The organism is Sanguibacter sp. Z41_6 (assembly GCF_059621145.1).
The window spans coordinates 386899-413021 of sequence record NZ_JCAQIF010000003.1 but is presented as its reverse complement, the minus strand read 5'-3'; the positions used below and the strand labels follow the sequence as shown (position 1 = coordinate 413021).

Here is a 26123-nt window from a genome sequence, read left to right as displayed (position 1 = left end):
TGCGTCAGGGTTCATCCAGGTGGGTCAGGGATACTCCTGAGAGTGCCGAGCGATACGACCAACCCGTACACCCCACGTCCCGTCGATGAGCGCCAGGACGTCCCGCGCCCGGTGATCGACGTCGACGAGCGGCCCGCGGTCACCGCTCGCGGGATCACGCTCGGGGTGTCCTTCCTCGCGACCGTCCTGCTCGTGTGCGGTCTCGCCGTCGTCCCGAGCCCGTACGTGGTGAAGTCCCCGGGGCCGACCGTCGACACGCTGGGCGAGGCCGACGGCGAACCGCTCATCACGATCGAGGGTGCACCGACGTACGACTCGTCCGGCCAGCTGCGGCTGACGACCGTGGGCGTCACCGGAGGTCCGGGCTACCCGCTCACCATCGTCCACGCCGTCCGTGGGTGGATCGACCCGGTGGACGCCGTCGCGCCCGCGGAGACCGCGTTCCCCGTCGGCATCACGCAGGAGGAGGCGGACCAACGCTCGAACCAGCAGATGCAGGAGTCCCAGCAGAGCGCGGCGTACGCCGCGCTCGTCGAGCTCGGCTACGACATCCCCGTCGAGGTCGTCGTCCAGGGACTCGCGGACGGTTCGCCCGCCACGGGGCTCCTGGAGCCTGAGGACGTGGTCCTGTCCATCGGAGGGACGCCCGTCACGGACCAGGGGACGCTCTTCGACGTCCTGGACGGCACCCCCGTCGGCACGGAGCTTCCTGTCGTGGTCCGCCGCGGCGAGGACGTCGTCGAGCAGGTCGTGACCACGACCGCGCCGGAGCAGGGCCCGACGGAAGGCCCCGAGGTGACGGGGTCGCGGCTGGGAGTCCTCGTGAGCAGCACGTTCGACCTGCCGGTCGACGTCGGCATCGCGATCGACGACATCGGCGGACCGAGCGCCGGCACGATGTTCTCGCTCGGGATCATCGATCTCCTCACCCCCGAGGACGAGGTGGGCGGACAGGTCATCGCTGGGACCGGGACGATGTCGATGGACGGCGAGGTCGGGGCGATCGGCGGCATCCGGCAGAAGCTCCACGGCGCCCTGCGTGACGGCGCCACGTGGTTCCTCGCTCCGGCAGACAACTGCGGGGAGGTCTTCGGGAACGTCCCGGTCGGGTTGCGGGTCGTCAAGGTCGCGACGATCGCGGAGGCGCGCGAGGCGATGGTCGCCATCGGTGCCGGGACCGGCGCGGACCTCCCCACCTGCACAGCGGCCGACGTCGAGAACGCGGACGGCTAGCGGCCGGGCGCGCAGCGACGCTGAGTGCGGCCGCGCCGCGGACTCACTCGAACGTCGAGAGCAGCGCCTGGGTCAGCCCCGGCACGAGGTCGGGTCCCACACCGACGGCGTCGTCGGTGTCGTTCGACCGGCTCCGCAGCGCGCACCACGTGGTCCCGTCCCGCAGCGCCCCGGCGGCCAGCCGCACGTCCTGCCGGTCCGGGTGGTCCTGCAGGTATGCCAGTGCAGCCGTGGGGTCCTCGGGAAGCTCGTCCTCGGCCGACGGGGGCAGCACGACGCGCTCGACGACGACGGCGGCTCCCGTCACCGCGTCCGGCCAGATGATCGACGCGAGAAGGTCCTCGAGCGACTCGGTGGCCGGCAGGTCGTCCTGCTCCACGGAGGTCAGGTGCGAGGCGTCCTCGAGCGCGGTGCGAACGGTCGATTCCGGCAGCTGGGCGGCGAGGCCCGGCTCGGCGCGGAGCGCGGCCTGGGTCGAGACGAGGGCGAACACCCGTGCGGGTGCGTCCCACCCGAACGACGCGACGTGCCGTTCGATCTCGACGACGGCGTCGGCGAGGGCGCGCTGAGCGGGTGGGATGCCGGCTCCGGCTGAGGTGGTCATGGAGCAAGAATGACAGATCGCCGCGGCTGCGACCATGCCGCCCCCGACGTGCACCTGTGGGAACCTTGTGGTGCTCGCACGCGTTTGCATCACCAGAGAGTGTCACCTACAGCGAGGACTTCCCGTCGTGTCTTTTGCAGCACATCCGCGCCGTCCGTCACCGACTCCGGGGAGGTCGCGGAGACGGCCGAGCCCGTTGGCGATCACCGTCGGCGCGGTGGTCGCCCTCGTCGTCGCGGTCTTCCTGCTCGCGCAGTTCTGGACCGAGGTCCTGTGGTTCCGCCAGCTCGGCTTCGACCGCGTGCTGTGGACGGAGTGGGGGACACGTGCCGCCCTGTTCGTGGCCGGGTTCGCCGTCATGGCGGGGGTCGTCTTCCTCGCGCTGCAGCTCGCGTACCGGAACCGTCCGATCTACGCGCCCTCGACGCCCGAGCAGGCCACCCTCGACCAGTACCGCGAGGCCATCGAGCCGCTGCGGCGCGTGGTGATGATCGGAGCGCCGGCGCTCCTCGGACTGTTCGCCGGGATCGCAGCGTCGTCGCAGTGGACGACGTTCCTCCTGTGGATCAACTCCGTGCCCTTCGGCACGGTGGACCCGCAGCACCAGATCGACCTCTCGTTCTACGTCTTCACGCTGCCGGCCGTCCGGTTCATCGTGAGCTTCCTCATGGCCGTCGTCGTCATCGCCGGCGTCGGGACGATCGCGACGCTCTACCTCTACGGGGGCCTGCAGGTCGGCGGTGGCGGAGCGCGCACGACGCGCGCCGCGCAGATCCAGCTCGCGGTGATCGCGGCCGTCCTCATGATCCTCATCGGCGCCAACTACTGGTTGGACCGGTACACGATCCTCAAGACCGGCGGGGACAAGTTCGCAGGGGCGTCGTTCTCCGACGTCAACGCGGTGATCCCGGCGAAGGCGATCCTCGCGGGGGTCGCGCTGCTCGTCGCCGCGCTGTTCATCGTCACGGCGTTCCGCGGGACGTGGCGTCTGCCGATCATCGGGGTCGGTCTCATGGTCGTCGCCGCCATCGCCGTCGGAGGGATCTACCCGGCCGTCGTCCAGCGCTTCCAGGTCACGCCGAACGCGCAGCAGCTCGAGGCCGAGTTCATCCAGCGCAACATCGATGCGACGCGGACGGCGTTCGGCCTCGACGGCATGGAGGTCGAGTCCTACAACGCGGAGACCGATGCGACGGCTGGTGCGCTGCGTGAGGACGCGGAGACGACGGCGTCCATCAGGCTCCTCGACCCGACGATCGTCAGCCCCTCGTTCCGGCAGCTGCAGCAGAACCGTGGCTACTACAACTTCACCGATGCCCTTTCCGTCGACCGCTACGAGATCGACGGCGAGAGCCGGGACACGCTCATCGCGGTCCGGGAGCTCGACCTCGACGGCCTCGGTGCGGACCAGCGCAACTGGGTGAACGACCACACCGTGTACACCCACGGCTTCGGCGTGGTGGCCGCCTACGGCAACCAGATCGGTCCCGACGGGCGCCCCGCGTTCTACGAGGGCGGCATCCCGTCCGTCGGTGGACTCACCGAGCAGTCGGGGCCTGACGGCTACGAGCCGCGCATCTACTTCAGCCCGCGTTCGCCCTCGTACTCGATCGTGGGCGCACCCGAGGGCACGGACCCGTGGGAGCTTGACTACCCGACCGACGACGAGGGCGGGCAGGTCGACACGACCTTCCCGACGAGGGACGTCACGATCGGTCCGGACGTCGGCTCGTTCGCCAACAAGCTGCTCTACGCGCTGAAGTTCCAGGCGGAGGAGATCCTCTTCTCCGACCGCGTCACGCCCGAGTCGCAGATCGTGTACGACCGCGACCCGCGCGAGCGTGTCGAGAAGGTCGCGCCGTACCTCACGCTCGACGGCAGGGTCTACCCGGCCGTCGTCGACGGGCGCGTCAAGTGGATCGTCGACGGGTACACCACGTCGAACGAGTACCCGTACTCGGCGTCGGAGTCCCTCGAGGACGCCACGGCCGACACGCTGACGATGGCTGGCAGCGTCGCGGCGCTCCAGCCGCAAGAGGTCAACTACATCCGCAACTCGGTGAAGGCGACCGTCGACGCCTACGACGGCTCGGTGACGCTGTACGCGTGGGACACCGAGGACCCCATCCTCCAGGCGTGGCAGAGCGTGTTCCCGGGGACGATCGAGCCGATCTCCGAGATCAGCGCCGACCTCATGAGCCACATCCGGTACCCGGAGGACATGTTCAAGGTCCAGCGCACGCTCCTCACCCAGTACCACGTGGACACGGCGTCGGAGTTCTTCTCGGGCCAGGACTTCTGGCGCAACCCGGAGGACCCGACCGCACCCGGTGACAACAAGCCGATGCAGCCGCCGTACTACCAGACGCTCCAGATGCCGGGCCAGGACGAGCCGACATTCTCCCTCTCGTCGTCGTTCATCACGGGGGGGACGAGCGACCGCAACGTGCTCACGGGGTACCTCGCGGTCAACGCGGAGGCGGGCGACACAGCCGGGAAACCGGCTGAGGACTACGGCCAGCTGCGTCTGTTGGAGCTCCCACGAGGCTCCACCGTGCCCGGACCGGGCCAGGTGCAGAACGCGTTCGACTCGGACTCCAACATCGCCACGACCCTCAACCTGCTGCGCACCGGGAACTCCACGGTGCTCAACGGCAACCTCCTGACCCTGCCCATGGGTGGCGGCCTGCTGTACGTGCAGCCGGTCTACGTCCAGTCGAGCAGCGGAACGCAGTTCCCGCTGCTGCGCAAGGTCCTCGTGGCCTTCGGTGACGAGGTCGGCTTCGCGGACACCCTGGACGAGGCCCTCGACCAGGTGTTCGAGGGTGACTCGGGTGCCGTTGCCGGCGACGCGAGCACCATCGACGACGGTGACGTGCCGATCGACGACGTCCCCGTGGACGAGCCGACCGACACCCCGTCGGACGAGCCGACGCAGGACCCGACGACGGAACCCGCGGACGAGCCGACGACGGACCCGACCGTGCCGACGCCACCAGCCACCGGTGACACGCCGCAGGCACGTCTGGACGCGGCTCTGGCTGACGCCAGCCAGGCGTTGCAGGACAGCAGGACTGCGCTCGAGGCAGGTGACTTCGCCGCCTACGGCGAGGCGCAGGCACGGTTGGAGACCGCGATCGAAGAAGCGATCGCGGCAGACACGGAGATCGGCTGATGGGGACGAGCATGACGACAGGAACGAGCACGATCACCGACGGCACCTTCGGGAGCCTGCCGACGAAGATCCTGCGGCACGGCCCGAGCGGTTCCGAGGCGGAGATCCTGCTGCGCGGCGCGACGCTCCTGTCCTGGCGTGCTCCGTGGGGTGGCGACGGGACGGCTGAGCTCATCGACGGGTACCGCGACCAGGCGGACTTCGAGCGCCAGCACGGGGGGCGCAGCGCGATCCTCCTTCCGTTCGCGAACCGGTTGCGGGACGACCGGTACACGTTCGACGGGGTGACCCACGAGGTCGGTCTGCAGTACCCCGTCGACAAGGAGGTCATCCACGGGAACGTGCGGATGACCGACTGGGTGGTCGTCAGCGAGGACGCGAGCGACGAGCGCGCGACCGTGCTCACGCTGTCCTGCGCGATCCGTCCCGAGGACAGCTACCCGTTCTCCCTCGACGTGACCGTGCGGTTCGAGCTCACCGCGAGCTCCGTCGACGTGCACCTCGAGGTGCGCAACGTCGGGGACCGGGATGCTCCGGTGGCAGCGGGGTGGCACCCGTACTTCCAGATCCCCGGGCACGCGACGATCGACGGGCTCGCGCTGCGCGTGCCGGCCCGTGCGGCGATCGTCATGGACGACGGGCTCATCCCGCTCGCGGGTGGGGCGGCGTACGAGGAGCGGGACTCGGACCTCGTCCACGAGACGCTCGAGGGGGTCGCGTACGACCACGCATGGGTGCGTCTCGTGCCGGAGACCGACGGTCGCGTGCGGACGGTCCTCAGCGACCCGCGCACGGGCGACGGCGTGGCCGTGTGGCAGCAGCACGGCACCGTCCTGGTGTTCACCGGCGAGACGCTCGACCGTCCGCGGGAGTCGGTCGCCATCGAGCCGCTGGAGTCGATCACGGACGCGTTCAACCGCCCCGACCGGGAGGCTGAGGTCCGCCTGCCGGCAGGCACGGCCCGGACGTTCTCCTTCGGCGCCGAGGTGGTCCACGGCCGCCAGTGACGGCCCTCACACCCTGTCCGGTTGTCCTTATCCGCGTCGCTGACGTAGAGTAAAGACATCGACGCGGGGTGGAGCAGCTCGGTAGCTCGCTGGGCTCATAACCCAGAGGTCGCAGGTTCAAATCCTGTCCCCGCTACGAATGACGGGCCCCGCACTACGGAAACGTAGTGCGGGGGCCGTCTCTGTATGTCCGCGAGTTCCTATGTCCGCGCGTTCGACGCCCGGCCGGCGCGGGTCGACGAGGACCCCGACGTGCAGAGGGCCTGCGGCGCGGCCGCCGAGCGGCTCGGTACGACCCCGCGCACTAGGGTGGCGTGATGGCCTCTCTCAAAGTTCTCTTCATCGGTGGCAGCGGCGTCATCAGCTCCGCGAGCACACAGCTCGCGGTCGACAGCGGCATCGACCTGTACGTCCTCAATCGCGGTGAGACGAGCGTGCGTCCGCTGCCCGACGCGGTCACCCGTCTGCGCGGTGACATCCGCGACCCTGCCTCGGCGCGCGCAGCCCTGGACGGACTCGAGTTCGACGCCGTCGTCGACTGGGTGGCGTTCACCCCCGAGCACGTGCAGGCGAGCATGGACCTGCTCGCCGGCCGGACCCGCCAGTACGTCTTCATCAGCTCCGCATCCGCGTACCAGACCCCTCCGGAGCGTCTCCCGGTCGTCGAGTCGACCCCGTTGCGCAACCCCCACTGGGAGTACTCGCGGAACAAGATCGCCTGCGAGGACCTGCTCGTGCGCGCGTACCGCGAGACCGGCTTCCCGATGACGATCGTGCGTCCGTCCCACACGTACGACAAGACCTCCATCCCGCTCGACGGCGGCTGGACCGTCCTCGACCGCATGCAGCGCGGCGCCGAGATCGTCGTCCACGGCGACGGGACGTCCTTGTGGACGCTCACCCACCACGCCGACTTCGCTCGTGGGCTCGTGCCACTCCTGGGTCACCCGCGGGCCGTGGGCGACACGTTCCACATCACGTCGGACGATGTCCTCACCTGGGACCAGATCGCCCGCGCCTTCGGTCTCGCGCTGGGCGTCGAGCCGCGGATCGTGCATGTGCCCTCCGAGGCGATCGCTGCGGTCGACCCCGCCTGGGGTGCGGGCCTGCTCGGCGACAAGGCGCACTCGATGGTCTTCGACAACTCGAAGCTCCGGGGCATCGTCCCCGACTTCCGCGCGACGATCCCGTTCGAGCAGGGCGCTCGGGAGATCGTCGAGTGGTACCTCGCCGACCCGGAGCGGCGTGTCGTCGACGAGCAGTTCGACGCGGTGCTGGACGAGCTCGTGGAGCGCTTCCGCGTCTCCTGACGCACACAGGTCCGGCCGGACCACCGCTGCATGACGAAGCCCGGCAGGGCATCCTGCCGGGCTTCGTCGCGCAGTGCGCCGGGCCGCCCGCGGTGGCGGTCACCGCACGCGTGGGACACGTCTGGTCATGACCTCAGGGCCGTCAGGCTCGCGATGTGCGGGCCGTGTCGTTGTCGGGCCACAGTGCGATGATCAAACCGACGATCGTCGTGGCGATGTGCAGGCCGTTGTCGGCGCCGTTGATGTTGAGGAAGTTGCCGTCGATCTCGCCCGCGACGACGAGGCCGTAGATCGACACGATGCCGTAGACCACGGCGAGGATCCAGCCGAAGGTCCGGGCTCCGGAGCGCGACTTCCACAGCGCCACACCCAGGACGCCGATGATCAGGTGCACGATGTTGTGCAGCGGGTTGACCGCGAAGATGACGAGGACCTCCTCGTGGTCGTGCGCGACGAACCCGTCGAACCCGGTGACGAAGAACCCGAGGATCCCGACGAGCAGGTAGATGATCCCGAACACGAGAGCGAGCCACTGGTACGGCCTCCGGCCGGTCGTGGCCGCCGAGGTGCTGGCGGCGGAACTGGTCATGACGTCCTCCACGTGCTGGCGGTGAGCATTGATGAACCCGGACCCTTTCAGCCTGCCGCCTGTCCGTTTGGTCCGCATCTGGGGGGATGCCGCATCCCGGGTTCGGGCGATCGGGGGCCGGGTTAGCATGGCGGGTCGCGACGTTCCTCCGGCGCGGCGACACCTATCGACGGAGCGCAGGCGACATGAGCGAGCTGACCCACCTCGACCCCGACGGACGCGCGCGCATGGTCGACGTGAGTGGCAAGGCGGTCACCTCGCGCACCGCGGTCGCGGAAGGCCGGTTGCGCACGACGGCAGAGGTCGTCGCTCTCGTCCGTGCTGAGGGACTGCCGAAGGCCGACGTCCTGCCGACGGCCCGGATCGCCGCGATCAGCGCGGCCAAGCACACGTGGGAGCTCATCCCGCTCTGTCACCAGATCCCGTTGTCCGGGGTGAACGTGGCGTTCGAGCTCGAGGAGTCCGCCATCCGCATCGAGGTCTCGGCTCGGACGACGGCTCCGACGGGCGTCGAGATGGAGGCGCTCACCGCGGTCGCCGTCGCGGGTCTGACGCTCCATGACATGGTCAAGGCCGTGGACCCCGCGGCGACGCTCGACGGTGTCCGGCTCCTGACGAAGACGGGAGGCAGGAGCGGGGACTGGGCGCGCCACGACGTCCCGGGAGGTGTGGAGGAGGGGGCCGACGAGGAGCGCCCGACCGCCCGCACGGGTGCGGCCCAGGCAGTCGTCGAGCAGGGTGCGCCGAGCTCCGGACGTCGGACCGCGTGCGTCGTCGTCGCGTCCACCTCGGGAGCCGCGGGGGATCGTACGGACACCACAGGGCCCGCGATCGTCGGATGGCTGCGCGCCCGGGACTTCGATGTCACCGGTCCCGTCGTCGTGCCCGACGCGCAGGTCGCCGAGGCCCTGCGCGAGCAGCTCCTGGCTCGTCCTGCCGTGCTCATCTCGACCGGGGGGACGGGGGTCTCTCCGACGGACGTCACGCCGGAGGCCACCCGGGCGCTGCTCACGCGGGAGCTCCCCGGTATCACGGAGGAGATCCGGCGTCGGGGTGCGGATGCGACCGCGACCGCGGTGCTCAGCCGAGCGCTCGCGGGGATCGCGGGGTCGACGTTCGTCGTCAACCTTCCCGGCTCGCCGGGCGGCGTCCGGGACGGTCTCGCCGTCGTCGACGACGTGCTCACGCACGTGCTCGACCAGGTGCGTGGCGCCGGCCGCCACGAGGGGGACCGTGGTGGGCGCTGACGGGCGAGGATCAGTCACCCGCGACCGCATCGACGAGGCGGCCGTCCGGGCGATCGAGGCGTCGGTCGAGGCCGACGAGTGCGGCGCGGTCGTCACGTTCCGCGGGATCGTGCGCGACAACGACAGCGACAGGGCAGTGGTGGGCCTCGACTACGAGGCGCATCCCGCAGCCCAGGAGTTCCTCGCTCGGTGCTGCGCCGACGTCGCAGCCCGGACCGGGCTGCGTGTCGCGGCAGTCCACCGGATCGGTGAGCTTGCGGTGGGCGACGTCGCGCTCGTCGCCGCGGTCTCGAGCGGGCACCGCGCCGAGGCGTTCGCTGCCTGCGCCGAGCTCGTGGAGCGGATCAAGGCCGAGGTGCCGATCTGGAAGCGTCAGCACTTCACCGACGGTGTGGCGGAGTGGGTCGGGCTCTGACGCCTCTCCAGGACGAGGGTGCGCCCTGTCGAGCGGCCACGGAGCGGCGCACACGTCAGGCGCCCGAGGTGTGCGACCTCGAGCGCCTGACGTGCCTGAGGTGACCGTCAGCTGCAGGCGGCGCCGTTGAGCGCGAACGCGGTGGGTGCCGTGTTCGTCCCGGAGTGGGAACCGTTGAAGCCGACGTCGACGGAAGCGCCCGGTGCGAGCGTGCCGTTCCAGGACGCGTTCGTGATCGAGACGTTGGCGCCCGACTGGCTCGCCGTGCCGGACCACGCCTGGGTGACCTGCTGACCCGTCGGGAACGCGAACGACAGTGCCCAGCCGTTGAGCGCCGACGTGCCGGTGTTGGTGACCCTCACCGACGCGGTGAAGCCGGTGTTCCAGCTGTTGGCCGTGTAGGTCACGTCGCAGGTGGTGTCCGTGGGATCAGTCGGGTCCGTCGGATCGGTGGGGTCCGTAGGATCAGTCGGGTCCGTCGGATCGGTGGGGTCCGTGGGGTCCGTCGGATCGGTGGGGTCCGTCGGGTCGGTCGGGTCCGTCGGCTCGCCCGTCGCGGGGATGAGCGGGTAGGCGTTCGCCACGAGCTCGCGGAACTGCGCCGAGAACCACTTGCCGGAGACAGGAGCCCCGGCGAGCGCTCCGGTGAGCTCCCCGCCGAGCTTGTCCGACGCGTAGGTCGGGTCGCACATCCGGTCGAAGCCCTTGCCCTCGTCGTTCGGAATCTCCGAGGAGGACCCGTCCGACTCGCCCGGAGGCTTGATCCAGACGAACGCGTCCAGGTGGGACGCGTCGTAGCCGGCGGGGGTCGCCTGCGGACGCTCGCCGATGCCCGCGCCTGCCGGGTTGCACCATGCGCCGCGGTGGGTCCGACGGTCGATGCGCGACTCGTCGACGTACGTGTCGAGGTTCGTCGAGGTGCTGGGTGCCGTGGGGCGGTCAGGCCCGCCCCACCCGTTGCGGGACGTGTCGATGAGCATGCCGATGGTCGAGGGGAACCCGGCGGCCACGAGGCGTGAGTAGAGGTTCGCCGTCCAGTCGATCTCGTCGAAGTCCGAGTTCCACTCGTAGTACGAGGACGACCGGACCGGCTGTCCGCCGACCGTCAGGGCCGGGTTGGGCAGGTAGGGCTCGACGAGCGGGGTGGTGTTGGCGGTGTTCGTCACGAAGCCGTCGATCGACGCGAAACCGTCCTCGGTGAGCCGGGCGACCTCGACGAACGTCGCGACCGAGCCTGCAGCGTTCTCGGGCCAGCCGAGCCAGCCCGAGTGGGCGGCGTCGACGTACGTGTAGACGTTCGGGATGTCGTGCAGCTGGTCCAGCGCGTACGCGACCCCTTCCTTGTAGTAGGGGGCAGACTGCTGGCACTTGGGGTCGGACATGTTCGTCGTGAGGTTCGGCAAGGAGTCCGGTTCGATGGTCGCCGCGATGCGGATCCCGGCGTACTCCGGGTTGTCGAGGAGGTCCGCGATGACGTCGATGTACTCGGTCTTGTACCGCTCGAGCCCTGCGTCGGTCGCGGGGAGCTCGCCGTTCGAGGCGAGCGCGAAGCAGTCGCGCCCGGGCAGGTCGTAGATGACGAGGTTGAGCACGAGGGGCGTGCTGCCCTGCTTCTGCTCGAGCGCTTCGTCGAGGTGGAACTTCAGGCCGGGGCCGTCGACGTTCCCACCGATCGCTCCGATCCGGTCCATCCACACGGCGGTCGGTTCGTTCTTGATGGCGCGCATCTGGGCTGCGAGCTCCGGGTCGCTGGCCTCGACGGCAGCAGCCTCGGCCTCGACCTTCGCGGTCCACTGCGGGTTCACGTACTGCTCTGCTCCGGCGTACGGGTTGTCGACGTGGGCCTCGGCCCCGACCGCTGTGGTCGTGGACGCGAGGATCAACGGCGCTGCCAGGAGCGCTCCCACGGTGACGGCTGTCGCGCCTTTGCGCAGCCGTTGAGGGGGTCGGGTCACGGGATCCTCCGGTGGTCGGGCTCGTCCGACCCCGCGCCGGGGCGAGAGGTCGGACCGGCACGGGAGCGCCGGTGGGATAGAACGTCGCATCCCGGTATGAATCGGCACAGGTGTGAAACGTTTAGCCCAAGCTCCGTTACCAGAACGTGATCTACGCGGGAGCGCGGGACGAGCGCGGAGCGGTCGTCCCGCGGACCGTGAGCGGTCCCACCGGGAGGGTGGAACGCACGTCACGCTCGCCGTCCAGCACTGCCAGGACAGCCCGCCCGACGGCGGCGCCGAGCAACGTGACGGGGTAGGGCAGGGCGGTCACCGAGGGCGTCGCGAGCCGACACGACGCGGAGTCGTTGCCAGCGACGACAGAGACGTCCCAGGGGACGTCCTTGTGCACCCTGCGGGCCACGTCGAGAGCGGTGACGGCCGCCAGGTCGGTGGTGAGCACGAGCGCCGACGGGGCGTCGTCGGGCAGGAGGATGCGCCGTGTGGCGCCTGCTGCGCTCTCGTGGTCGGCGGCTCCGTCGACGACGAGCAGAGTGCCGCCGCTCTCCTCGCAGGCCTCCCGCAGGGCGCGCCCCTGCCGCGCGGTCGTGTCGAGGTCGGGCGACCCGGTCACCAGGCCGACGTGCTGGTGCCCCAGGCCGGCGAGGAACCGCCCGATGCGGGCGTACGCCTCCTCGTCGTCGACGTGCACGCAGGCGAGCCCGCGGCTCGCGTCCGGGTGCCCGACGGCGACGGCAGGTGCGCGCAAGGAGCGCAGTGTCTCGACCCGCGGGTCCTCCGCGCGGACGTCGGTGACGACGAAGGCGTCGAAGCGCCGCTCCGCCCACCACGACCGGTACAGGGAGACGGCGGCGTCGAGGTCCTCCACCACCTGGAGCACGAGGGCGAGCCCGTGGGCGGCCAGCGTCTCCTGGACGGCGGTGAGGAGGTCCATGAAGAGCGCGGGGTGGGTCGTCGCCGTGTCCCCCCGGACGAGCGCGAGCCCGATCGACCGGGACGTGGTCCGCAAGGACCGGGCGGCAGCGCTCGGTCGCCAGCCGTGCTCGTCAGCGATCCGCATCACGCGGTCCCGCGTCGCTGCGGAGACCCCGGGTCGCCCGTTGAGCGCGTACGAGACGACAGCGATCGAGACGCCGGCGGCCCGGGCGATGTCGGTGATTGTTGGACGTTTCGTAGATGCTTGCGTAAATTCAGGGGAAGTTTCGGATTCCACGAGACCAGAGCATGCTCGACGGGGCGCGTGCGCGCATCTCCTCGACCCGACGAAGGGCCAGGCTGGGTCACCATGACACCACTGCCGATGCACGCGGGGAGCAGCCCGCCGAGGGCGCGGTCCGGGCCTTTCACCGTCGGCGTCCTCTCGCCGGTCGTCGGTGGTTTCTACTTCGGAAAGATCCTGGCGGGCGTCGGGCGGTCGCTGCGCTCCGGCGGTCACCAGGTCGTCGCTGTGCAGACCTACGCGGCCGACATCGACCGCGAGCTCTTCCCGAACCTCCCGCGCTACGACGCGACGGTCGGGCTCGACGCGGTGGACGGCGTCATCGTCATCACGTCCGCCGTCGACCGGGACACCCTGCGCGAGCTCGATGCCTCGGGAAAGCCGCTCGTCGTCGTCAGCGAGCAGGAGGCCGGCCTGCGCGCCCCGGTCGTCACACCCGACAACCGGGGTGGTGTCCGGGCGGCGGTCGAGCACCTCCTCGGGCACGGGCACACCCGCATCAGCTTCGTCGGCAGCCCGGAGCAGCTGGACATCCGGGAGAGGTACGAGGCCTACCGCTCGGCGCTCGTCGCGAACGGGATCGACCCCGCCGAGGACTGGGTCGTCATCACGGCCGACAACCAGGAGGCGAGCGGTTCCGCGGCCGTGGCGACGCTCCGCGCCCGCGGTTTTCCCACGACCGCGACGATCGCCGCGACCGACCGCAACGCCCTGGGGTTCATCCGTGGACTCAGGGCTGAGGGGTTGTCGTTGCCCGCCGACCACGCTGTCATCGGGTTCGACCGCATCGAGGCGGGTGCGCGTGCGCGACCGCGTCTGTCGAGCGTCGACCCGCACCACGACCGGGTCGGAGAGCTCGCAGCGAGCCTCCTGCTCGCCCGTCTGGAGGGTGAGGACGTGGGCTCCGGTGCTCACCTGTCGGAGACGACCTTCGTCACCCGGGAGTCGTGCGGATGCGTCGACACCTCCCGTGCGGGGGTGCTGCTCGAGGGCGTCGCCCCGCCAGGCGCCCCGTCGGCGGCCGCTCACCTGGGCGAGGTGGCACGTGCTGTCCTGCCAGGCCTGCCGGGGCTCGAGCGCGAGACGCAGGCGAGCATCGGGGCGTGGCTCCGGGGCGTCGTCGAGGTGCTCGTCGCAGCCGCGGAACGGGCTGTCGTCCCGACGAGTGCCGCGCTCAGCCGCGTCGCCGACACGACGACGGCGCTGCACCCCCACCCTGAAGCGCTCGAGCAGCTGCTCGTCGCGCTGCGAGCGCTCGAGATCGAGGCGGGGCAGGGCGTGGGGTCCCCTGCGCATGCGCGTGCGCTGCGGACGGCCGCGACGGGTATGGCCGTGGCCCTGACGAAGGGCTGCTCCCGCGCTCTGCTGGCACGCTCGGGCCATCTCGAGCGCACCCTCGTGAGCCAGTACGAGATCGACCTCGCACTCATGCGGTCCGACGACGCGAGCCCCCGGACGCTCGGCTGGCTGCCGGCGTCGCACCGCGGTCCCGCATCGTTGGCGCTCTGGACCGGTCGTCGTACCCCGGAGGGGGACCGACAGCTGGAGATCGTCGGGACACGTGACGTCGGCGCTGCCGGCGGCAGGCTCGTGGGGACGACGGTCGCGATGAGGGACTTTCCACCGGCGGCGCTCACCCGGTCGCCCGGTGGTGGCCGCACGGACGTCATCTTCGTCATCCCCGTGACGTTCGCCGGCAGCGACCGCGGGTACCTGAGCATCGGCGGCCCTGTCGACACCCGGTCGACGAGCCCGCGCGACAAGTACAACCAGTGGGCCGCGATGCTCGCGGTAGCACTCGACCAGGAGACCATGCTCGCCTCGCTGCGTGAGCAGCGGGAGGCTCTGCAGGTCGCGGCGGAGCGGGAGCGCGCACTCGCCGAGGCGGTGCAGGCCAGCGAGGAGCGGTACGCGCTCGCGTCGGCGGCGCTGTACGACGGGATGTGGGACTGGGACGTGCTGACCGGCTCGGTGTACTTCTCGCCCCGGTGGAAGAGTGCGCTCGGGTATGCGGAGTCCGAGATCGGGTCGTCCCTCGAGGAGTGGACGGACCGCGTGCACCCGGACGACCGCGACGAGCTGGCGACCGCGATCGCCGCGCAGCTCTCCGGGGTGGAGGAACCGCTGGCCCTCGAGCACCGCGTCCTCGCGGGGGACGGCACCTACCGGTGGATGCTGTGCCGCGCGGTGACCGTGGTCAACGAAGCGGGGAGCCCTTCACGCCTCGTGGGTGCGCTCACGGACCTCTCGGACGCCCGGTGCTTGGAGCTGTCGATGCGTGACTTCGCCAGGCAGAGCGGCATGGTGGGTCTCGTCGCGTCCGAGATCTTCCGCGACCGGCTGGACAGGGCTGTCGAGCGAGCGCACCGCCTCTCGGGCTACGACTGCGCCCTCGTCGTCCTGCGGTTCTCCGGGGCCGACGAGGGGAGTGTGCCTCCGGACGTCACGGGGGTCGTCGATGCCGTGCTCCGGGCGACCGGTCCGGGAGACTGCGCGACGCTGCGCGCCGCGACCGAGATCGCCGTCCTGCTCGACGGTGTCACCGCGGTCGACGCCCGCGAACGCGTCGACCGGCTGCACGATCGTGTGCGCGAGCGTGCGCTGGTGGGGCTCGTCGCGAGCCTCCGCGACGTCGCCGACGCCGAGCATGCGTTCCGCCAGGCCCTGGCCACGACGGTCGGCGTCGTGTCGAGCGACGCGTGACGGCGCGGGCGGTCAGCCGCCCGCGAACGGCGGGAGGACGTCGATCCCGGCACCCAGCTCGTGCGCGTCGTCCCGGGTGACGGTGCCGTCTGCGAGGAACGACGCGCACGCGACCACGCGTTCCATCCGCGTGCCGTACCTCTCGACGAGCAGCGCCTTGAGGTCGGCGACGGTCGCGCCGACCGGCAGGAGGAGGGACTCGCCCGTGCGGCCCGCTGCCTCGGCGGCCGCGGCGTAGTACGCGACGTGCACGGGGGACCGCACGTCGTCACCCACCGATGGCTCCCATGCTCCGCGCCGAGGTCGCGAAGGTCTGCGTCCGGGCGAGTGCCGGGGTCGGGACGCCGCCGTCGGGTGCATCGAGGCCGTGCGCGAAGGGCTTGGCCCACATCGCGCCCTGCCAGGCGGCGACGATGTCGTCGTCCGAGCCTCCGCCACGCAGCAGTGCACGCAGGTCGGTCTCGGTGTCGGAGAACAGGCACGAGCGCACGGTCCCCTCGGCCGTGAGGCGGGTGCGGTCGCAGGCCCCGCAGAAGGATCGCGTGACGGAGGCGATGATCCCCACGCGTCCCGGGCCGCCGTCGACCACCCAGTCCTCGGCGGGGGAGGCCGGGTCGTCGCGCCCGGCGGGGGTGAGGGTGAATCGTCCAGCGAGCGCGTCAAGGAGCTCCTGGGCGGGGACGAGCGTCTGGCGGGACCAGCGTTGGTCGGCATCGAGGGGCATCTGCTCGATGAACCGCAGGCTGCAGCCGTGGTCGAGCGCCCAGGCGAGCAGGTCGGCGGCGCCTGCAAGGGTCTCGCGCATGAGTACGGCGTTGATCTTCACGGGGCCGAGCGCCGCGTGGGCAGCGGCGATCCCCGCGAGGACGTCGGGCAGGCGGTCCCGGCGGGTGAGCTCGGCGAAGTGTGCGCGGTCGATGCTGTCGAGGGAGATGTTGACCCGGGTGAGGCCCGCGCCGACGAGGGCGGTGATCCGCTTGTCGAGTCCGATGGCGTTCGTCGTCATGGCGAGCGGGGCGCCGGGCGCCGCCTCCCTGGCTGCTGCGACGATGTGGTGCAGGTCGTGGCGCATGAGGGGCTCGCCGCCGGTGAAACGCACCTCGCGGACACCGAGCCGGTTGACGGCGAGACCGACGAGGCGGGCGATCTCCAGCGGGGTGAGGAGGCTCGAGCGGGTGATCGCCGGCAGCCCCTCGGCAGGCATGCAGTACGTGCAGCGCAGTGAGCACTTCTCGGTGACCGAGACCCGCAGGTCTGTGGCGACCCGACCGAACCTGTCGACGAGCGCGCTGCTGGCTGGGCGCGGCGCCTCCTGCGCCGCGCGGGGCCGCAGGGGAGCGGGCATCCCGAGAGCGACTGTCGTCATCGTGCCGATGCTACAGCCGTCGCTGGTGCCGCGCCGACGGGTGCGGGCGCCGTGCGGAGACCTCTCAGCGCACCGCATCGACGTGTGAGGGACGCGACGCACTGCCGAAACACGGCACCAACGGTCGCGAAACGTCCGGTTCGTAGCCTGGGCGGACGGGTGCCATCGCCGCCCGTCGCGGGGGCCCGCGGGTGGACGGGGACGGGGTGACATGGCGAGCGACCACGACGTGCGGAGACCCGGTCGGCGGTCGGTAGGGTTGCCCCAGTCGCTGCCGACCGAGGACAGGTTCCGGTCTGGCATCGGTGGTGTCGTCGAGACCGGGCTCCTCGGCGCAGCCCCGGACACGGTCCCCCAGACGAGAGTGAGCCCATGAACGCACATGTCGGGCAGCCCATGGCCGGGTGCGCCGTCCTCATCACCGCCGACCGCCGCTCGGCCGAGCTCGGCGCGGCCCTCGCGCGCCGCGGGGCGGTGCCGCAGTACGCCCCCGCGCTGAGCATGGTCCCCAACCACGACGACGAGCAGCTCATCGCCGACACCCGAGCCGTGATCGCGTGCCCGCCGGACGTCGTCGTGGCCACGACGGGCATCGGGTTCCGCGCCTGGATGGAGGCGGCGGACGCGGTCGGCCTCGCTGGTGACCTGCACGCGGTCCTCTCGCGCGCGCGGATCGTCGCGCGCGGCCCCAAGGCCCGCGGCGCCGTGCAGCAGGTGGGACTGCAGACGGACTGGGTCGCGGAGTCCGAGACGTCCGCCGAGGTCGCCGACTACCTGCTCGGTGAGGGGGTCGACGGGCTGCACCTCGCGATCCAGCACCACGGTGCTGGTTCGGACGGTCTCGACCAGATGTTCCGGGATGCCGGCGCTACCGTGCAGAGCCTCGTCGTGTACCGGTGGGGGCCGCCCCCGGACCCCGCCGCGCTGCGCGCGTCGGTGCGGGCGACCGCGAGCGGCGAGCTCGACGCCTTCGTGTTCACGTCCGCGCCGGGGGCGGCCGCCTGGTTGGACGTCGCGCGGGACGAGGGCGTGCTTCCGGAGATCTGCGAGCGGGTCGAAGCCGGCACGCTGCTCGCGGTCGCCGTCGGGCCCATCACGGCGAAGCCGCTCCGGGACGCGGGGATCGAGCCGCTCGTGCCCGACCGCGGACGCCTCGGGAGCCTCGTCCGCGCGATGGTCGCCCACTACGCCGCGCTCGGGGAGCACGCGTTGCGCACGGTCGCGGGGGTGCTTCAGGTCCGTGCGACGTCCGTGGTGCTCGACGAGGCGGTCGTCCCGCTGGCCCGGGGCGGGGTCGAGGTGATGCGGGTGCTGGTCGCCGCGGGCGGCGGGGTCGTCCAGCGTGCCGACGTGCTCCGTGCGCTGCCGGGGGCGTCCCAGGACTCGCACGCCGCTGACGTCGCGATCGCCCGCCTGCGTGACGCGATCGGTGACCGGACCGCGATCCGGACGGTCGTCAAGCGCGGGTACCGGCTGGTCCTCGCCGCCGAGCGGTGACCGCCGAGCGGTGACCGCCGAGCGGTGACCGCGGGGCGGTCGCTAGCGGGTGGCCTTGACGACGAGCACGGGTACGGCGGCGTCGAGCAGGACGCGCTGCGTGGTGCTGCCGAGCAGGAACTTGCCGACCGGAGACCGCTTGCGGGAACCCATGACGATCATCTCGGCGTCGACCTTCTCCGCGTGGTCGAGGATCGCGTCCGCCACGTCGATCCGGTCGCTGCGGAACGCCACCTCGACGTCCCGCATGCCCCCGCCGAGCGTCTGCAGCAGGTGGGTGAGGTGCGTAGGGACGGGTGCGTCGTCGGGCTGGGGGGTGAGGACCAGGACGGTGAGCGTGGTGCTACGCCGGGTCGCCTCCTCGACGGCGGCGGCGAACGCCGCCTCGCCCTGAGGGGATTCGTTGTAGGCCACAAGTACCGTCATGCTGCACCCATTCCTCGCCAGTTGCCTGCCGGACGTCAGGTCTCGTCCGCGCGTCGTCCGGTGCCCAGCCTAGGGCCACGAGCTGCCCTGGGGCGCACAGGCGTCCCGGGGCCGTGAGCCGGGAGGTGCTGCGTTCCTCGCCCCAGGGGTCCTGGGAGCGTGAGGCCTGCGGGCAGCAGGGCCGGCGCCGTCGCCACGACCGTGGCGACGAGCTCGACGTGGCGTTCCGGGGTCATCCGCTCCGCGGGGGCCGTGACGCTGATCGCGGCCACCGGGCTTCCGTGACGCAGGAGCGGGACGGCGAGACAGCTGATGCCGACCTCGTTCTCCTCGTCCTCGACCGCGTACCCCCGTGCGGATGCGTCGTCGAGGATCGTCACGAGCTGGTCCTCGGTGAGGTGGGGACCGGCGTACCACGAGGTGTGCGTGCGGCCCGGGGCGCTGTGCGCGAGGATCGCGCGGCCGAGCGCCGTCGTCGACGCGGAGCGGCGGGCTCCCACGGACGACCACACGCGGACCGGCCTGACGGGCTCGACCTTGTCGAGGTACAGCACCTCGGCACCTGTGAGCACACCGAGGTGGATGAGCTCGTTGGTGCGTGCACACAGCTCCAGGAGCCACGGCCGGAGCAGGGCAGGCAGGTTCTCGTCGGAGAAGAAGGCAGCGGCGAGTGCCGCGGCACCGACGCCGAGCACGTAGCGTCCGGTCCGCGCGTCCTGGTCGACGAACCCGCGGAACCTCAGTGCTGCGAGGGTGCGGTGGAGCGAGGTCTTGTTGAGCCCGAGCCTGGCGGACAGGTCTGCGAGGGCCAGGCCTGTGACACCTGCGGCGGCGAGCTCGACGAGGGCGAGGAGCGCCTTGTCGACGCTGCCCATCGGGGACCGCTGTGCTGATCCCGCAGATGCGGCCCCGGGGGAGTCCGTGGGGGCTGTGGCACCGCCGGCCTGCTCGGTCATCGTCGATCTCCTGGTGGAGCGGGTGGAGTGTCCGCTTGGTAGGGTCATTTCGTCATCACCAATAGTCGTTTGCTGATACGAAACTTAGCAGGGTCGCTAAGAAGGGTCACACATGAACTCCGACCAGCTCGTCACGGCGCTCGCCGCCACACAGATCGTCCCCGTGGTCGTCATCGACGACCCTGCCGATGCCGTCCCGCTCGGCGAGGCCCTTCTCGCCGGTGGCCTCGACGTCATCGAGATCACCTATCGGACCGCAGCAGCCCAGGACGCCCTCGCTGCGCTCGCCCAGGTGCCCGGGCTCGTCGTCGGGGCGGGCACGGTCGTCCGCCCCGACCAGGTGGACTCCGCGGCCGCCGCCGGCGCGCAGTTCCTCGTCTCGCCGGGCACCGATGCCGATATCGTCCGCCGGGCCCACGACGCCGACCTGCCCATCCTTCCCGGCGTCGCCACACCGTCGGAGATCATGCATGCCCAGGCTCTCGGGCTGACGACCGTCAAGCTCTTCCCGGCCGCCACCCTCGGTGGCCCGGCTGCCGTGAAGGCCTTCTCCGCGCCGTTCGGTGACGTGCGGTTCGTGCCCACCGGAGGAATCACGGCCAGCACGGCGGCGGACTACCTCGCTCTCCCGTCCGTCCTCGCTGTGGGCGGGTCGTGGATGGTCGAGCGCGCCCTCATCGAGGCTGGCGACTGGTCCGAGATCACCCGCCGGGCAGCCGCCGCAGTCCGCCTCGCCGCACAGGACGGAGCAGCGGCATGAGCACCCCCAGCATCCCGGGCCGCTCGGTGGCCACCCGCCCGGCTGCCGAGTGCGAGCTCGACGTCGTGGCCCTCGGTGAGGTCATGCTCCGCCTCGACCCCGGCGAACGGAGGATCAAGACGGCGCGGAGCTTCGACGTCTGGGAGGGCGGCGGGGAGTACAACGTGGCACGCGGCCTGCGCCGGTGCTTCGGTCTGCGCGGCGCGATCGTCACAGCGCTCGCGGACAACGAGATCGGGCGCCTGGTGGAGGACTTCATCCTCGCCGGCGGGCTCGCCACCGACCTGGTCCGCTGGGTCCCGTACGACGGGATCGGCCGCACGGTCCGCAACGGGCTGAACTTCACCGAGCGCGGCTACGGCGTCCGTGGGGCGGTGGGTGTCTCGGACCGCGGGAACACGGCGGTCGCCGCCATGCAGCCCGACGACGTCGACTGGGACGACCTCTTCGGGCGTCGCGGCGTGCGCTGGCTGCACACCGGGGGGATCTTCGCCGCGCTCTCGGAGTCCTCGGCGGACGTCGCCGAGGCAGCGATGCGGTCCGCGCGCGCACACGGAACCGTCGTCTCGTACGACCTCAACTACCGCCCGTCCCTGTGGAGCGGCATCGGCGGCGAGGCGCGCGCGCAGGAGGTCAACCGGCGGCTGGCGCAGCACGTCGACGTGATGATCGGCAACGAGGAGGACTTCACGGCGAGCCTCGGGCTCGAGGTCGAGGGCGTCGACGCGTCCCTCACCGACCTCGACACCGCGGCGTTCCGGTCGATGATCGAGACGGCAGCCGCGCAGTACCCGAACTTCCAGGTCGTCGCGACGACGCTGCGGGAGGTCCGCAGCGCGAGTCGCAACGACTGGGGCGCGATCGCGTGGAGCCGCGCGGAGGGCTTCGCGCAGGCCACGCACCGCCGCGACCTCGAGATCCTCGACCGGGTGGGCGGCGGTGACTCGTTCGCGTCCGGTCTCGTCTACGGACTCATGGAGCTCGACGACCTCGCGACCGCGGTGGAGTACGGCGCCGCCCACGGTGCGCTCGCGATGACGACGCCGGGGGACACCTCGACAGCGAGCCTCGCCGAGGTCCGCAAGCTGGCGTCCGGTGGCGGCGCGCGCGTCCAGCGCTAGGACCCGGGGCGAGGGTCCCCGATGTGCTCCGTGACCTCGTCGGGGATCCCGTCGTCGTTCATGTCGTCGCTGCGGGCGCGACGGACGTCGTGCCGCAGCGCGACAGCGGCGAGCACGGCCGAGATGACGGAAGCGAGGAGGATCGCGGCCTTCGCGCCATGACCGTGGATCGACTCCTCGGAGAAGGACAGCTCGGCGATGAGCAGGGAGACCGTGAACCCGATCCCGGCCAGCAGGCCGACGGGCAGGAGGTCCCGCAGCCCGATGCCCTGGGCGAGGCGCAGCGGCGTGAGGCGGGTGAGCAACCACGTCGTGCCGAGGACACCGACGAGCTTGCCCACGACGAGGCCCGCGACGATCCCGAGCGCGACGCCCTGGCTGAAGACCTCGACGATCCCGTCGTCCACGAGGGACACGCCCGCGGCGAAGAAGGCGAACACCGGCAGCGCCACGCCTGCCGACCACGGGGCCCAGGCGTGGTCCATCGTCGTCGTGCGTGGCTGCTTCTCGCCGTGCACCGCGAGCGCCGGCACGAGGAAGCCCATCGCGACACCTGAGACGGTCGCGTGGATGCCCGACGCGTGCACGAGTCCCCAGATGACGACCGCCAGCGGGAGCAGCGCCCAGACCCGCACCTTCTGTCGTGTGACGAGGAACCGGAACAGCACGAGCCCCACGACAGCGAGCCCCAGGGGCAGCAGGTCGAGCGCAGCCGTGTAGAAGACGGCGATGACGACGATCGCGAGGAGGTCGTCGACGACCGCGAGAGTGAGCAGGAACGTGCGGATCGCCGCAGGAAGCCCGCGCCCGAAGACGGCGAGGACGGCGAGGGCGAAGGCGATGTCGGTCGCCGTGGGGATGGCCCAGCCGCCGCGTGCCGTCGTGTCACCGGTGAGGTGGACGACGAGGACGAAGATGAGAGCGGGCACGGCCATCCCGCCGACGGCAGCGAGGATCGGCACGCCCGCCTGCTTGGGTCTGCGCAACGACCCGTCCACGAACTCGTGCTTGAGCTCGAGCCCGACGACGAAGAAGAAGATCGCGAGCAGCCCGTCGGCCGCCCAGGTGGCGAGGGGGAGGTCGAGATGCAGCGAGGCAGGTCCCACGGTGGTCGTCGCGAGGTCCTGGTACGCCTCCCGCCACGGCGAGTTGGCCCACGCGAGCGCGAGCACGGCCGCGGCGATGAGCAGTGCCCCACCGGTGGTCTCGAGCGCCAGCCAGGAGCGGGTCCGCTGGCGCCAGGACTGCACGAGGGCAGAGGGCCGGTCGGGCGTGCTCGAGGTCATGGTTCTCCGGTGCTCGCAGAGGTCGGCGGACTCGCCGTCGAACAGACGTCCCGGCACGCCACGGGCAATTTTACGCGGGTGCACCTCGACCGCGCGCGCCGCGCGGGAGCCCGGCCGCGTGCACCCCGCGCCGCGTCCGTGGAACACGCGCTCACGGTCACCATCGCGTGATGATCGAGGTTCGTCCGTTCCGGGGGGTATGCCGGAGAACCACACGAGCGTACTTTTCAGGTGTGGGCAGCATCCGCTGCTCCCGGGAGGCCGCGTGCATGGAGTTCTCGCTCCGAGCAGGGGGGCCGGCCCCGGTCCCCTGCGGACCGGTCGACCGACCCACCCACCCGCCCGGTGCCCGCGACGTCGTGCGGGCACCGAGCATCGTGGCGCGCCAGCGCCGGAGGGAGTCCGCTGTGGACACTCGTAGGACGTTCGTGCTCGACACCTCGGTCCTGCTCTCGGACCCCAGGGCTCTCGTGCGGTTCGCGGAGCACGACGTGGTCGTCCCGATCGTGGTGATCACGGAGCTGGAGGGCAAGCGCCACCACCCCGAGCTCGGGTACTTCGCGCGCAGTGCGCTGCGGATGCTCGACGACCTGCGGATCAAGCACGGCGGGCTCGACGCGCCGCTCCCGGTCGGCACGGCCGGCGGGACCTTGCGCGTCGAGCTCAACCACACCGATCCGGCCGTCCTGCCCGACGGGTTCCGGCTCGGGGACAACGACACGCGGATCCTCGCGGTCGCCGCGAACCTCGCGCACGGGGGCGCCACGGTGACCGTCGTCTCGAAGGACCTGCCGATGCGGGTGAAGGCCTCAGCCGTCGGCCTGCGCGCTGAGGAGTACCGCGCCGAGCTGGCGGTCGACTCCGGGTGGACGGGCATGGGGGAGCTCACCCTGGTCGAGCACGAGATGACGTCCCTGTGGGAGAACGAGTCCGTCGAGCTCGCGGCGCTCGACCCCGCGGCGGTCGAAGCCGCCGGGGCGCTGTACTGCCACGAAGGGATGGTGCTGCAGTCGCCCCGGGGCTCGGCGCTCGGACGTGTCACGGCGGACAAGCGCGTGCAGCTCGTCCGGGGGGACCAGGACGTGTTCGGCGTGCACGGGCGGTCCGCGGAGCAGCGCGTCGCCATCGACCTCCTGCTCGACGACTCCATCGGCATCGTGTCGATGGGCGGACGGGCCGGGACGGGAAAGTCCGCACTCGCCCTGTGCGCGGGCCTCGAGGCGGTGCTCGAGCGGCGCAAGCACCGCAAGATCATGGTCTTCCGACCCCTGTATGCGGTCGGGGGTCAGGAGCTGGGGTACCTGCCGGGCTCCGAGGCCGAGAAGATGAACCCCTGGGCGCAGGCGGTGTTCGACACGCTCGGTGCCCTCGTGAGCACGGAGGTCCTTGAGGAGGTGCTCGCGCGGGAGATCCTCGAGGTCCTTCCGCTCACGCACATCCGCGGACGTTCGTTGCACGACGCGTTCGTCATCGTCGACGAGGCGCAGTCGCTCGAGCGCAACGTCCTGCTCACGGTCCTGTCCCGGATCGGTCAGTCGTCACGCGTGGTCCTCACCCACGACGTCGCGCAGCGGGACAACCTGCGGGTGGGGCGCCACGACGGCGTCGCGGCCGTCATCGAGGCGCTCAAGGGGCACCCGCTGTTCGCGCACGTGACCCTCACGCGCTCGGAGCGGTCCCCGGTCGCGGCACTCGTCACGGAGATGCTCGAGAGCGTCGAGGTGTGACCGCGCGCGGACCTGCCCGCCCTCGACGGGCGGGCAGGTCCGCGCGCCGACCGCCTCAGGCCTGCGGCGGCCGCGTCATGGACAGGACGTCCAGTGCCGTGTCCAGCTGCGCCTCGGTGATGTCGCCACGCTCGACGAACCCGAGGTCGATGACGGCCTCACGCACGGTGAGGCCCTGCGCGACCGAGTGCTTCGCGACCTTGGCAGCGGCCTCGTAACCGATGACACGGTTGAGCGGCGTGACGATCGACGGCGACGACTCGGCGAGAGAGCGCGCGCGCTCGACGTTGGCGGTGATGCCCGCGACCGTCTTGTCCGCGAGCGCGACGCTCGCGTTCGCGAGCAGGCGGATCGACTCGAGCACGCCGAGCGCGATGACGGGGATCTGGACGTTGAGCTCGAAGGAGCCGCTCGCGCCCGCCCAGGCCACGGTCGCGTCGTTGCCGATGACGCGGGCGGCGACCATGAGGACGGCCTCCGGGATGACGGGGTTGACCTTGCCCGGCATGATCGACGACCCGGGCTGGAGGTCGGGGATCGCGATCTCGCCGAGGCCGGTGTTCGGTCCCGATCCCATCCAGCGCAGGTCGTTGCAGATCTTCGTCAGGGACACGGCGATGGTGCGCAGCGCGCCGGAGAGCTCGACGAGCCCGTCCCGGGAGGACTGTGCCTCGAAGTGGTCACGAGCCTCGGTGAGCGGCAGCCCGGTGTCCTCGACGAGCAGCGCGATGACGCGCTGGGGGAACCCGGCGGGGGTGTTGATCCCGGTACCGACGGCCGTCCCGCCGAGGGGCACCTCCGCCGCGCGAGGCAGAGCGGTCTGCAGGCGCTCGATGCCGTAGCGCACCGCGGCGGCGTAGCCACCGAACTCCTGGCCGAGCGTCACGGGCGTCGCATCCATGAGGTGCGTCCGACCCGCCTTGACGACCCCGGCGAACTCCTCGGACTTCGACTCGAGCGCGGCGGCGAGGTGCTCGAGCGCGGGGACGAGCCGGGTGACGACACCGGAGGTCGCCGCGAGGTGCACCGAGGTCGGGAAGACGTCGTTGGACGACTGCGACGCGTTGACGTGGTCGTTCGGGTGCACGTCGCGTCCGAGGGAGCGCGTCGCGAGGGTCGCGAGGACCTCGTTGGTGTTCATGTTCGACGACGTGCCCGACCCCGTCTGGAAGACGTCGACGGGGAAGTGCTCGTCGTAGCCGCCGGCCGCGACGGCGTCAGCGGCGGCGACGATCGCGTCCGCGATGTCGGCGTCGAGCACCCCGAGCTCGGCGTTGGCGCGCGCTGCGGCTTTCTTCACGCGGGCGAGCGCCTCGATGTGGCTGCGTTCGAGGGGGGTGCCGGAGATGGGGAAGTTCTCGACGGCGCGCTGGGTCTGCGCGCGGTAGAGGGCCGCGACCGGGACGCGCACGTCACCCATCGTGTCGTGCTCGATCCGGTACTCGCCCGTGCTGTCTGTCTCAGGTGTGGAGGTCATGAGCCCATCGTGCCCCACGCCCGAGGTCCGGTTCGAGCCGGACCTCGGGC

Annotated in this window: 21 protein-coding genes and 1 tRNA gene; 12 read left to right on the top strand and 10 right to left on the bottom strand. The window is 71.3% G+C overall.

The genetic code is table 11. The annotated features are described in order from the left end of the window. The first annotated feature begins 42 nt into the window (after window positions 1-42). Window positions 43-1233 (top strand): YlbL family protein, encoded by a 1191-nt coding sequence (locus tag AC54T1_RS09550; protein WP_496911788.1) that lies wholly within the window; start codon window positions 43-45, stop codon window positions 1231-1233. 43 nt (window positions 1234-1276) lie between these two features. On the opposite strand, the gene AC54T1_RS09545 is transcribed toward AC54T1_RS09550, so the two are convergent. Then, window positions 1277-1837: a PPA1309 family protein gene (locus AC54T1_RS09545; RefSeq protein WP_496911787.1), complete on the bottom strand. Its 561-nt coding sequence runs from the start codon at window positions 1835-1837 to the stop codon at window positions 1277-1279. A gap of 127 nt (window positions 1838-1964) precedes the next feature. On the opposite strand from AC54T1_RS09545, the gene AC54T1_RS09540 reads away from it, so the two are divergent. The 4 genes from AC54T1_RS09540 to AC54T1_RS09525 all read left to right on the top strand — a co-directional run bounded on the left by AC54T1_RS09540 (window position 1965) and on the right by AC54T1_RS09525 (window position 7329). Next, on the top strand, window positions 1965-5012 hold the full coding sequence (locus tag AC54T1_RS09540) for a UPF0182 family membrane protein (RefSeq protein ID WP_496911786.1): 3048 nt from the start codon (window positions 1965-1967) through the stop codon (window positions 5010-5012). A gap of 11 nt (window positions 5013-5023) precedes the next feature. Beyond that, window positions 5024-6019 (top strand): aldose 1-epimerase, encoded by a 996-nt coding sequence (locus AC54T1_RS09535; protein ID WP_496911785.1) that lies wholly within the window; start codon window positions 5024-5026, stop codon window positions 6017-6019. Window positions 6020-6081: 62 nt separating this feature from the next. Then, a tRNA-Met gene (locus AC54T1_RS09530) sits at window positions 6082-6155 on the top strand. Between the two features lie 181 nt (window positions 6156-6336). Beyond that, entirely contained in the window at window positions 6337-7329 is a 993-nt protein-coding gene (locus tag AC54T1_RS09525; RefSeq protein WP_484345028.1) for an NAD-dependent epimerase/dehydratase family protein, read from the top strand. A 142-nt stretch (window positions 7330-7471) separates the two neighbouring features. On the opposite strand, the gene AC54T1_RS09520 is transcribed toward AC54T1_RS09525, so the two are convergent. Next, window positions 7472-7918, bottom strand: coding sequence for a DUF4383 domain-containing protein (locus tag AC54T1_RS09520; RefSeq protein ID WP_496911784.1), 447 nt, complete (start codon window positions 7916-7918; stop codon window positions 7472-7474). Window positions 7919-8103: 185 nt separating this feature from the next. Here AC54T1_RS09520 and moaCB point away from each other — a divergent pair, with 185 nt between their 5' ends. After that, a complete protein-coding gene (moaCB, locus tag AC54T1_RS09515; RefSeq protein WP_496911783.1) occupies window positions 8104-9165 on the top strand; it encodes a bifunctional molybdenum cofactor biosynthesis protein MoaC/MoaB in 1062 nt (353 codons plus the stop codon). After that, window positions 9152-9580: a molybdenum cofactor biosynthesis protein MoaE gene (locus tag AC54T1_RS09510; protein ID WP_496911782.1), complete on the top strand. Its 429-nt coding sequence runs from the start codon at window positions 9152-9154 to the stop codon at window positions 9578-9580. Before moaCB ends, AC54T1_RS09510 begins: the two co-directional genes overlap by 14 nt. 107 nt (window positions 9581-9687) lie before the next feature. Here AC54T1_RS09510 and AC54T1_RS09505 read toward each other — a convergent pair whose 3' ends face one another. Next, a complete protein-coding gene (locus tag AC54T1_RS09505; RefSeq protein ID WP_496911781.1) occupies window positions 9688-11535 on the bottom strand; it encodes a glycoside hydrolase family 6 protein in 1848 nt (615 codons plus the stop codon). A 151-nt stretch (window positions 11536-11686) separates the two neighbouring features. Then, a complete protein-coding gene (locus tag AC54T1_RS09500) occupies window positions 11687-12748 on the bottom strand; it encodes a LacI family DNA-binding transcriptional regulator (RefSeq protein ID WP_496911780.1) in 1062 nt (353 codons plus the stop codon). A 72-nt stretch (window positions 12749-12820) separates the two neighbouring features. On the opposite strand from AC54T1_RS09500, the gene AC54T1_RS09495 reads away from it, so the two are divergent. Beyond that, window positions 12821-15457 (top strand): substrate-binding domain-containing protein, encoded by a 2637-nt coding sequence (locus AC54T1_RS09495; RefSeq protein WP_496911779.1) that lies wholly within the window; start codon window positions 12821-12823, stop codon window positions 15455-15457. Between the two features lie 12 nt (window positions 15458-15469). Here the strand turns inward: AC54T1_RS09495 and AC54T1_RS09490 are convergent, their stop codons facing one another. Continuing rightward, window positions 15470-15733 carry a MoaD/ThiS family protein gene (locus AC54T1_RS09490; protein WP_496911778.1) on the bottom strand — a complete coding sequence of 88 codons (264 nt, stop codon included), beginning with the start codon at window positions 15731-15733 and terminating at the stop codon, window positions 15470-15472. After that, window positions 15726-16823, bottom strand: coding sequence for a GTP 3',8-cyclase MoaA (gene moaA / locus AC54T1_RS09485; protein ID WP_484345036.1), 1098 nt, complete (start codon window positions 16821-16823; stop codon window positions 15726-15728). Before moaA ends, AC54T1_RS09490 begins: the two co-directional genes overlap by 8 nt. 372 nt (window positions 16824-17195) lie before the next feature. On the opposite strand from moaA, the gene AC54T1_RS09480 reads away from it, so the two are divergent. Further along, on the top strand, window positions 17196-18320 hold the full coding sequence (locus AC54T1_RS09480; RefSeq protein ID WP_484345037.1) for a uroporphyrinogen-III synthase: 1125 nt from the start codon (window positions 17196-17198) through the stop codon (window positions 18318-18320). A 42-nt stretch (window positions 18321-18362) separates the two neighbouring features. Here the strand turns inward: AC54T1_RS09480 and AC54T1_RS09475 are convergent, their stop codons facing one another. Then, on the bottom strand, window positions 18363-18746 hold the full coding sequence (locus AC54T1_RS09475; RefSeq protein WP_484345038.1) for a universal stress protein: 384 nt from the start codon (window positions 18744-18746) through the stop codon (window positions 18363-18365). Window positions 18747-18781: 35 nt separating this feature from the next. After that, on the bottom strand, window positions 18782-19702 hold the full coding sequence (locus AC54T1_RS09470; RefSeq protein ID WP_496911777.1) for an IclR family transcriptional regulator: 921 nt from the start codon (window positions 19700-19702) through the stop codon (window positions 18782-18784). A 112-nt stretch (window positions 19703-19814) separates the two neighbouring features. Between AC54T1_RS09470 and eda the strand changes: the two genes are divergently transcribed. Both eda and AC54T1_RS09460 read left to right on the top strand, forming a co-directional pair. Continuing rightward, window positions 19815-20462, top strand: a complete 648-nt coding sequence (gene eda / locus AC54T1_RS09465) for a bifunctional 4-hydroxy-2-oxoglutarate aldolase/2-dehydro-3-deoxy-phosphogluconate aldolase (protein ID WP_484345040.1) — start codon at window positions 19815-19817, stop codon at window positions 20460-20462. Beyond that, window positions 20459-21583, top strand: coding sequence for a sugar kinase (locus AC54T1_RS09460; protein WP_496911776.1), 1125 nt, complete (start codon window positions 20459-20461; stop codon window positions 21581-21583). Before eda ends, AC54T1_RS09460 begins: the two co-directional genes overlap by 4 nt. On the opposite strand, the gene nhaA is transcribed toward AC54T1_RS09460, so the two are convergent. Then, window positions 21580-22869, bottom strand: a complete 1290-nt coding sequence (gene nhaA / locus AC54T1_RS09455) for a Na+/H+ antiporter NhaA (protein ID WP_496911775.1) — start codon at window positions 22867-22869, stop codon at window positions 21580-21582. The two genes, AC54T1_RS09460 and nhaA, sit on opposite strands and share 4 nt — an antisense overlap. A gap of 407 nt (window positions 22870-23276) precedes the next feature. Here nhaA and phoH2 point away from each other — a divergent pair, with 407 nt between their 5' ends. Continuing rightward, window positions 23277-24596 carry an RNA 5'-3' helicase PhoH2 gene (gene phoH2, locus AC54T1_RS09450; protein WP_484345043.1) on the top strand — a complete coding sequence of 440 codons (1320 nt, stop codon included), beginning with the start codon at window positions 23277-23279 and terminating at the stop codon, window positions 24594-24596. Window positions 24597-24651: 55 nt separating this feature from the next. Here the strand turns inward: phoH2 and AC54T1_RS09445 are convergent, their stop codons facing one another. Further along, complete coding sequence (locus AC54T1_RS09445) at window positions 24652-26073, bottom strand: class II fumarate hydratase (protein WP_496911774.1); 1422 nt, start codon at window positions 26071-26073, stop codon at window positions 24652-24654. Between the last annotated feature and the right edge of the window lie 50 nt (window positions 26074-26123).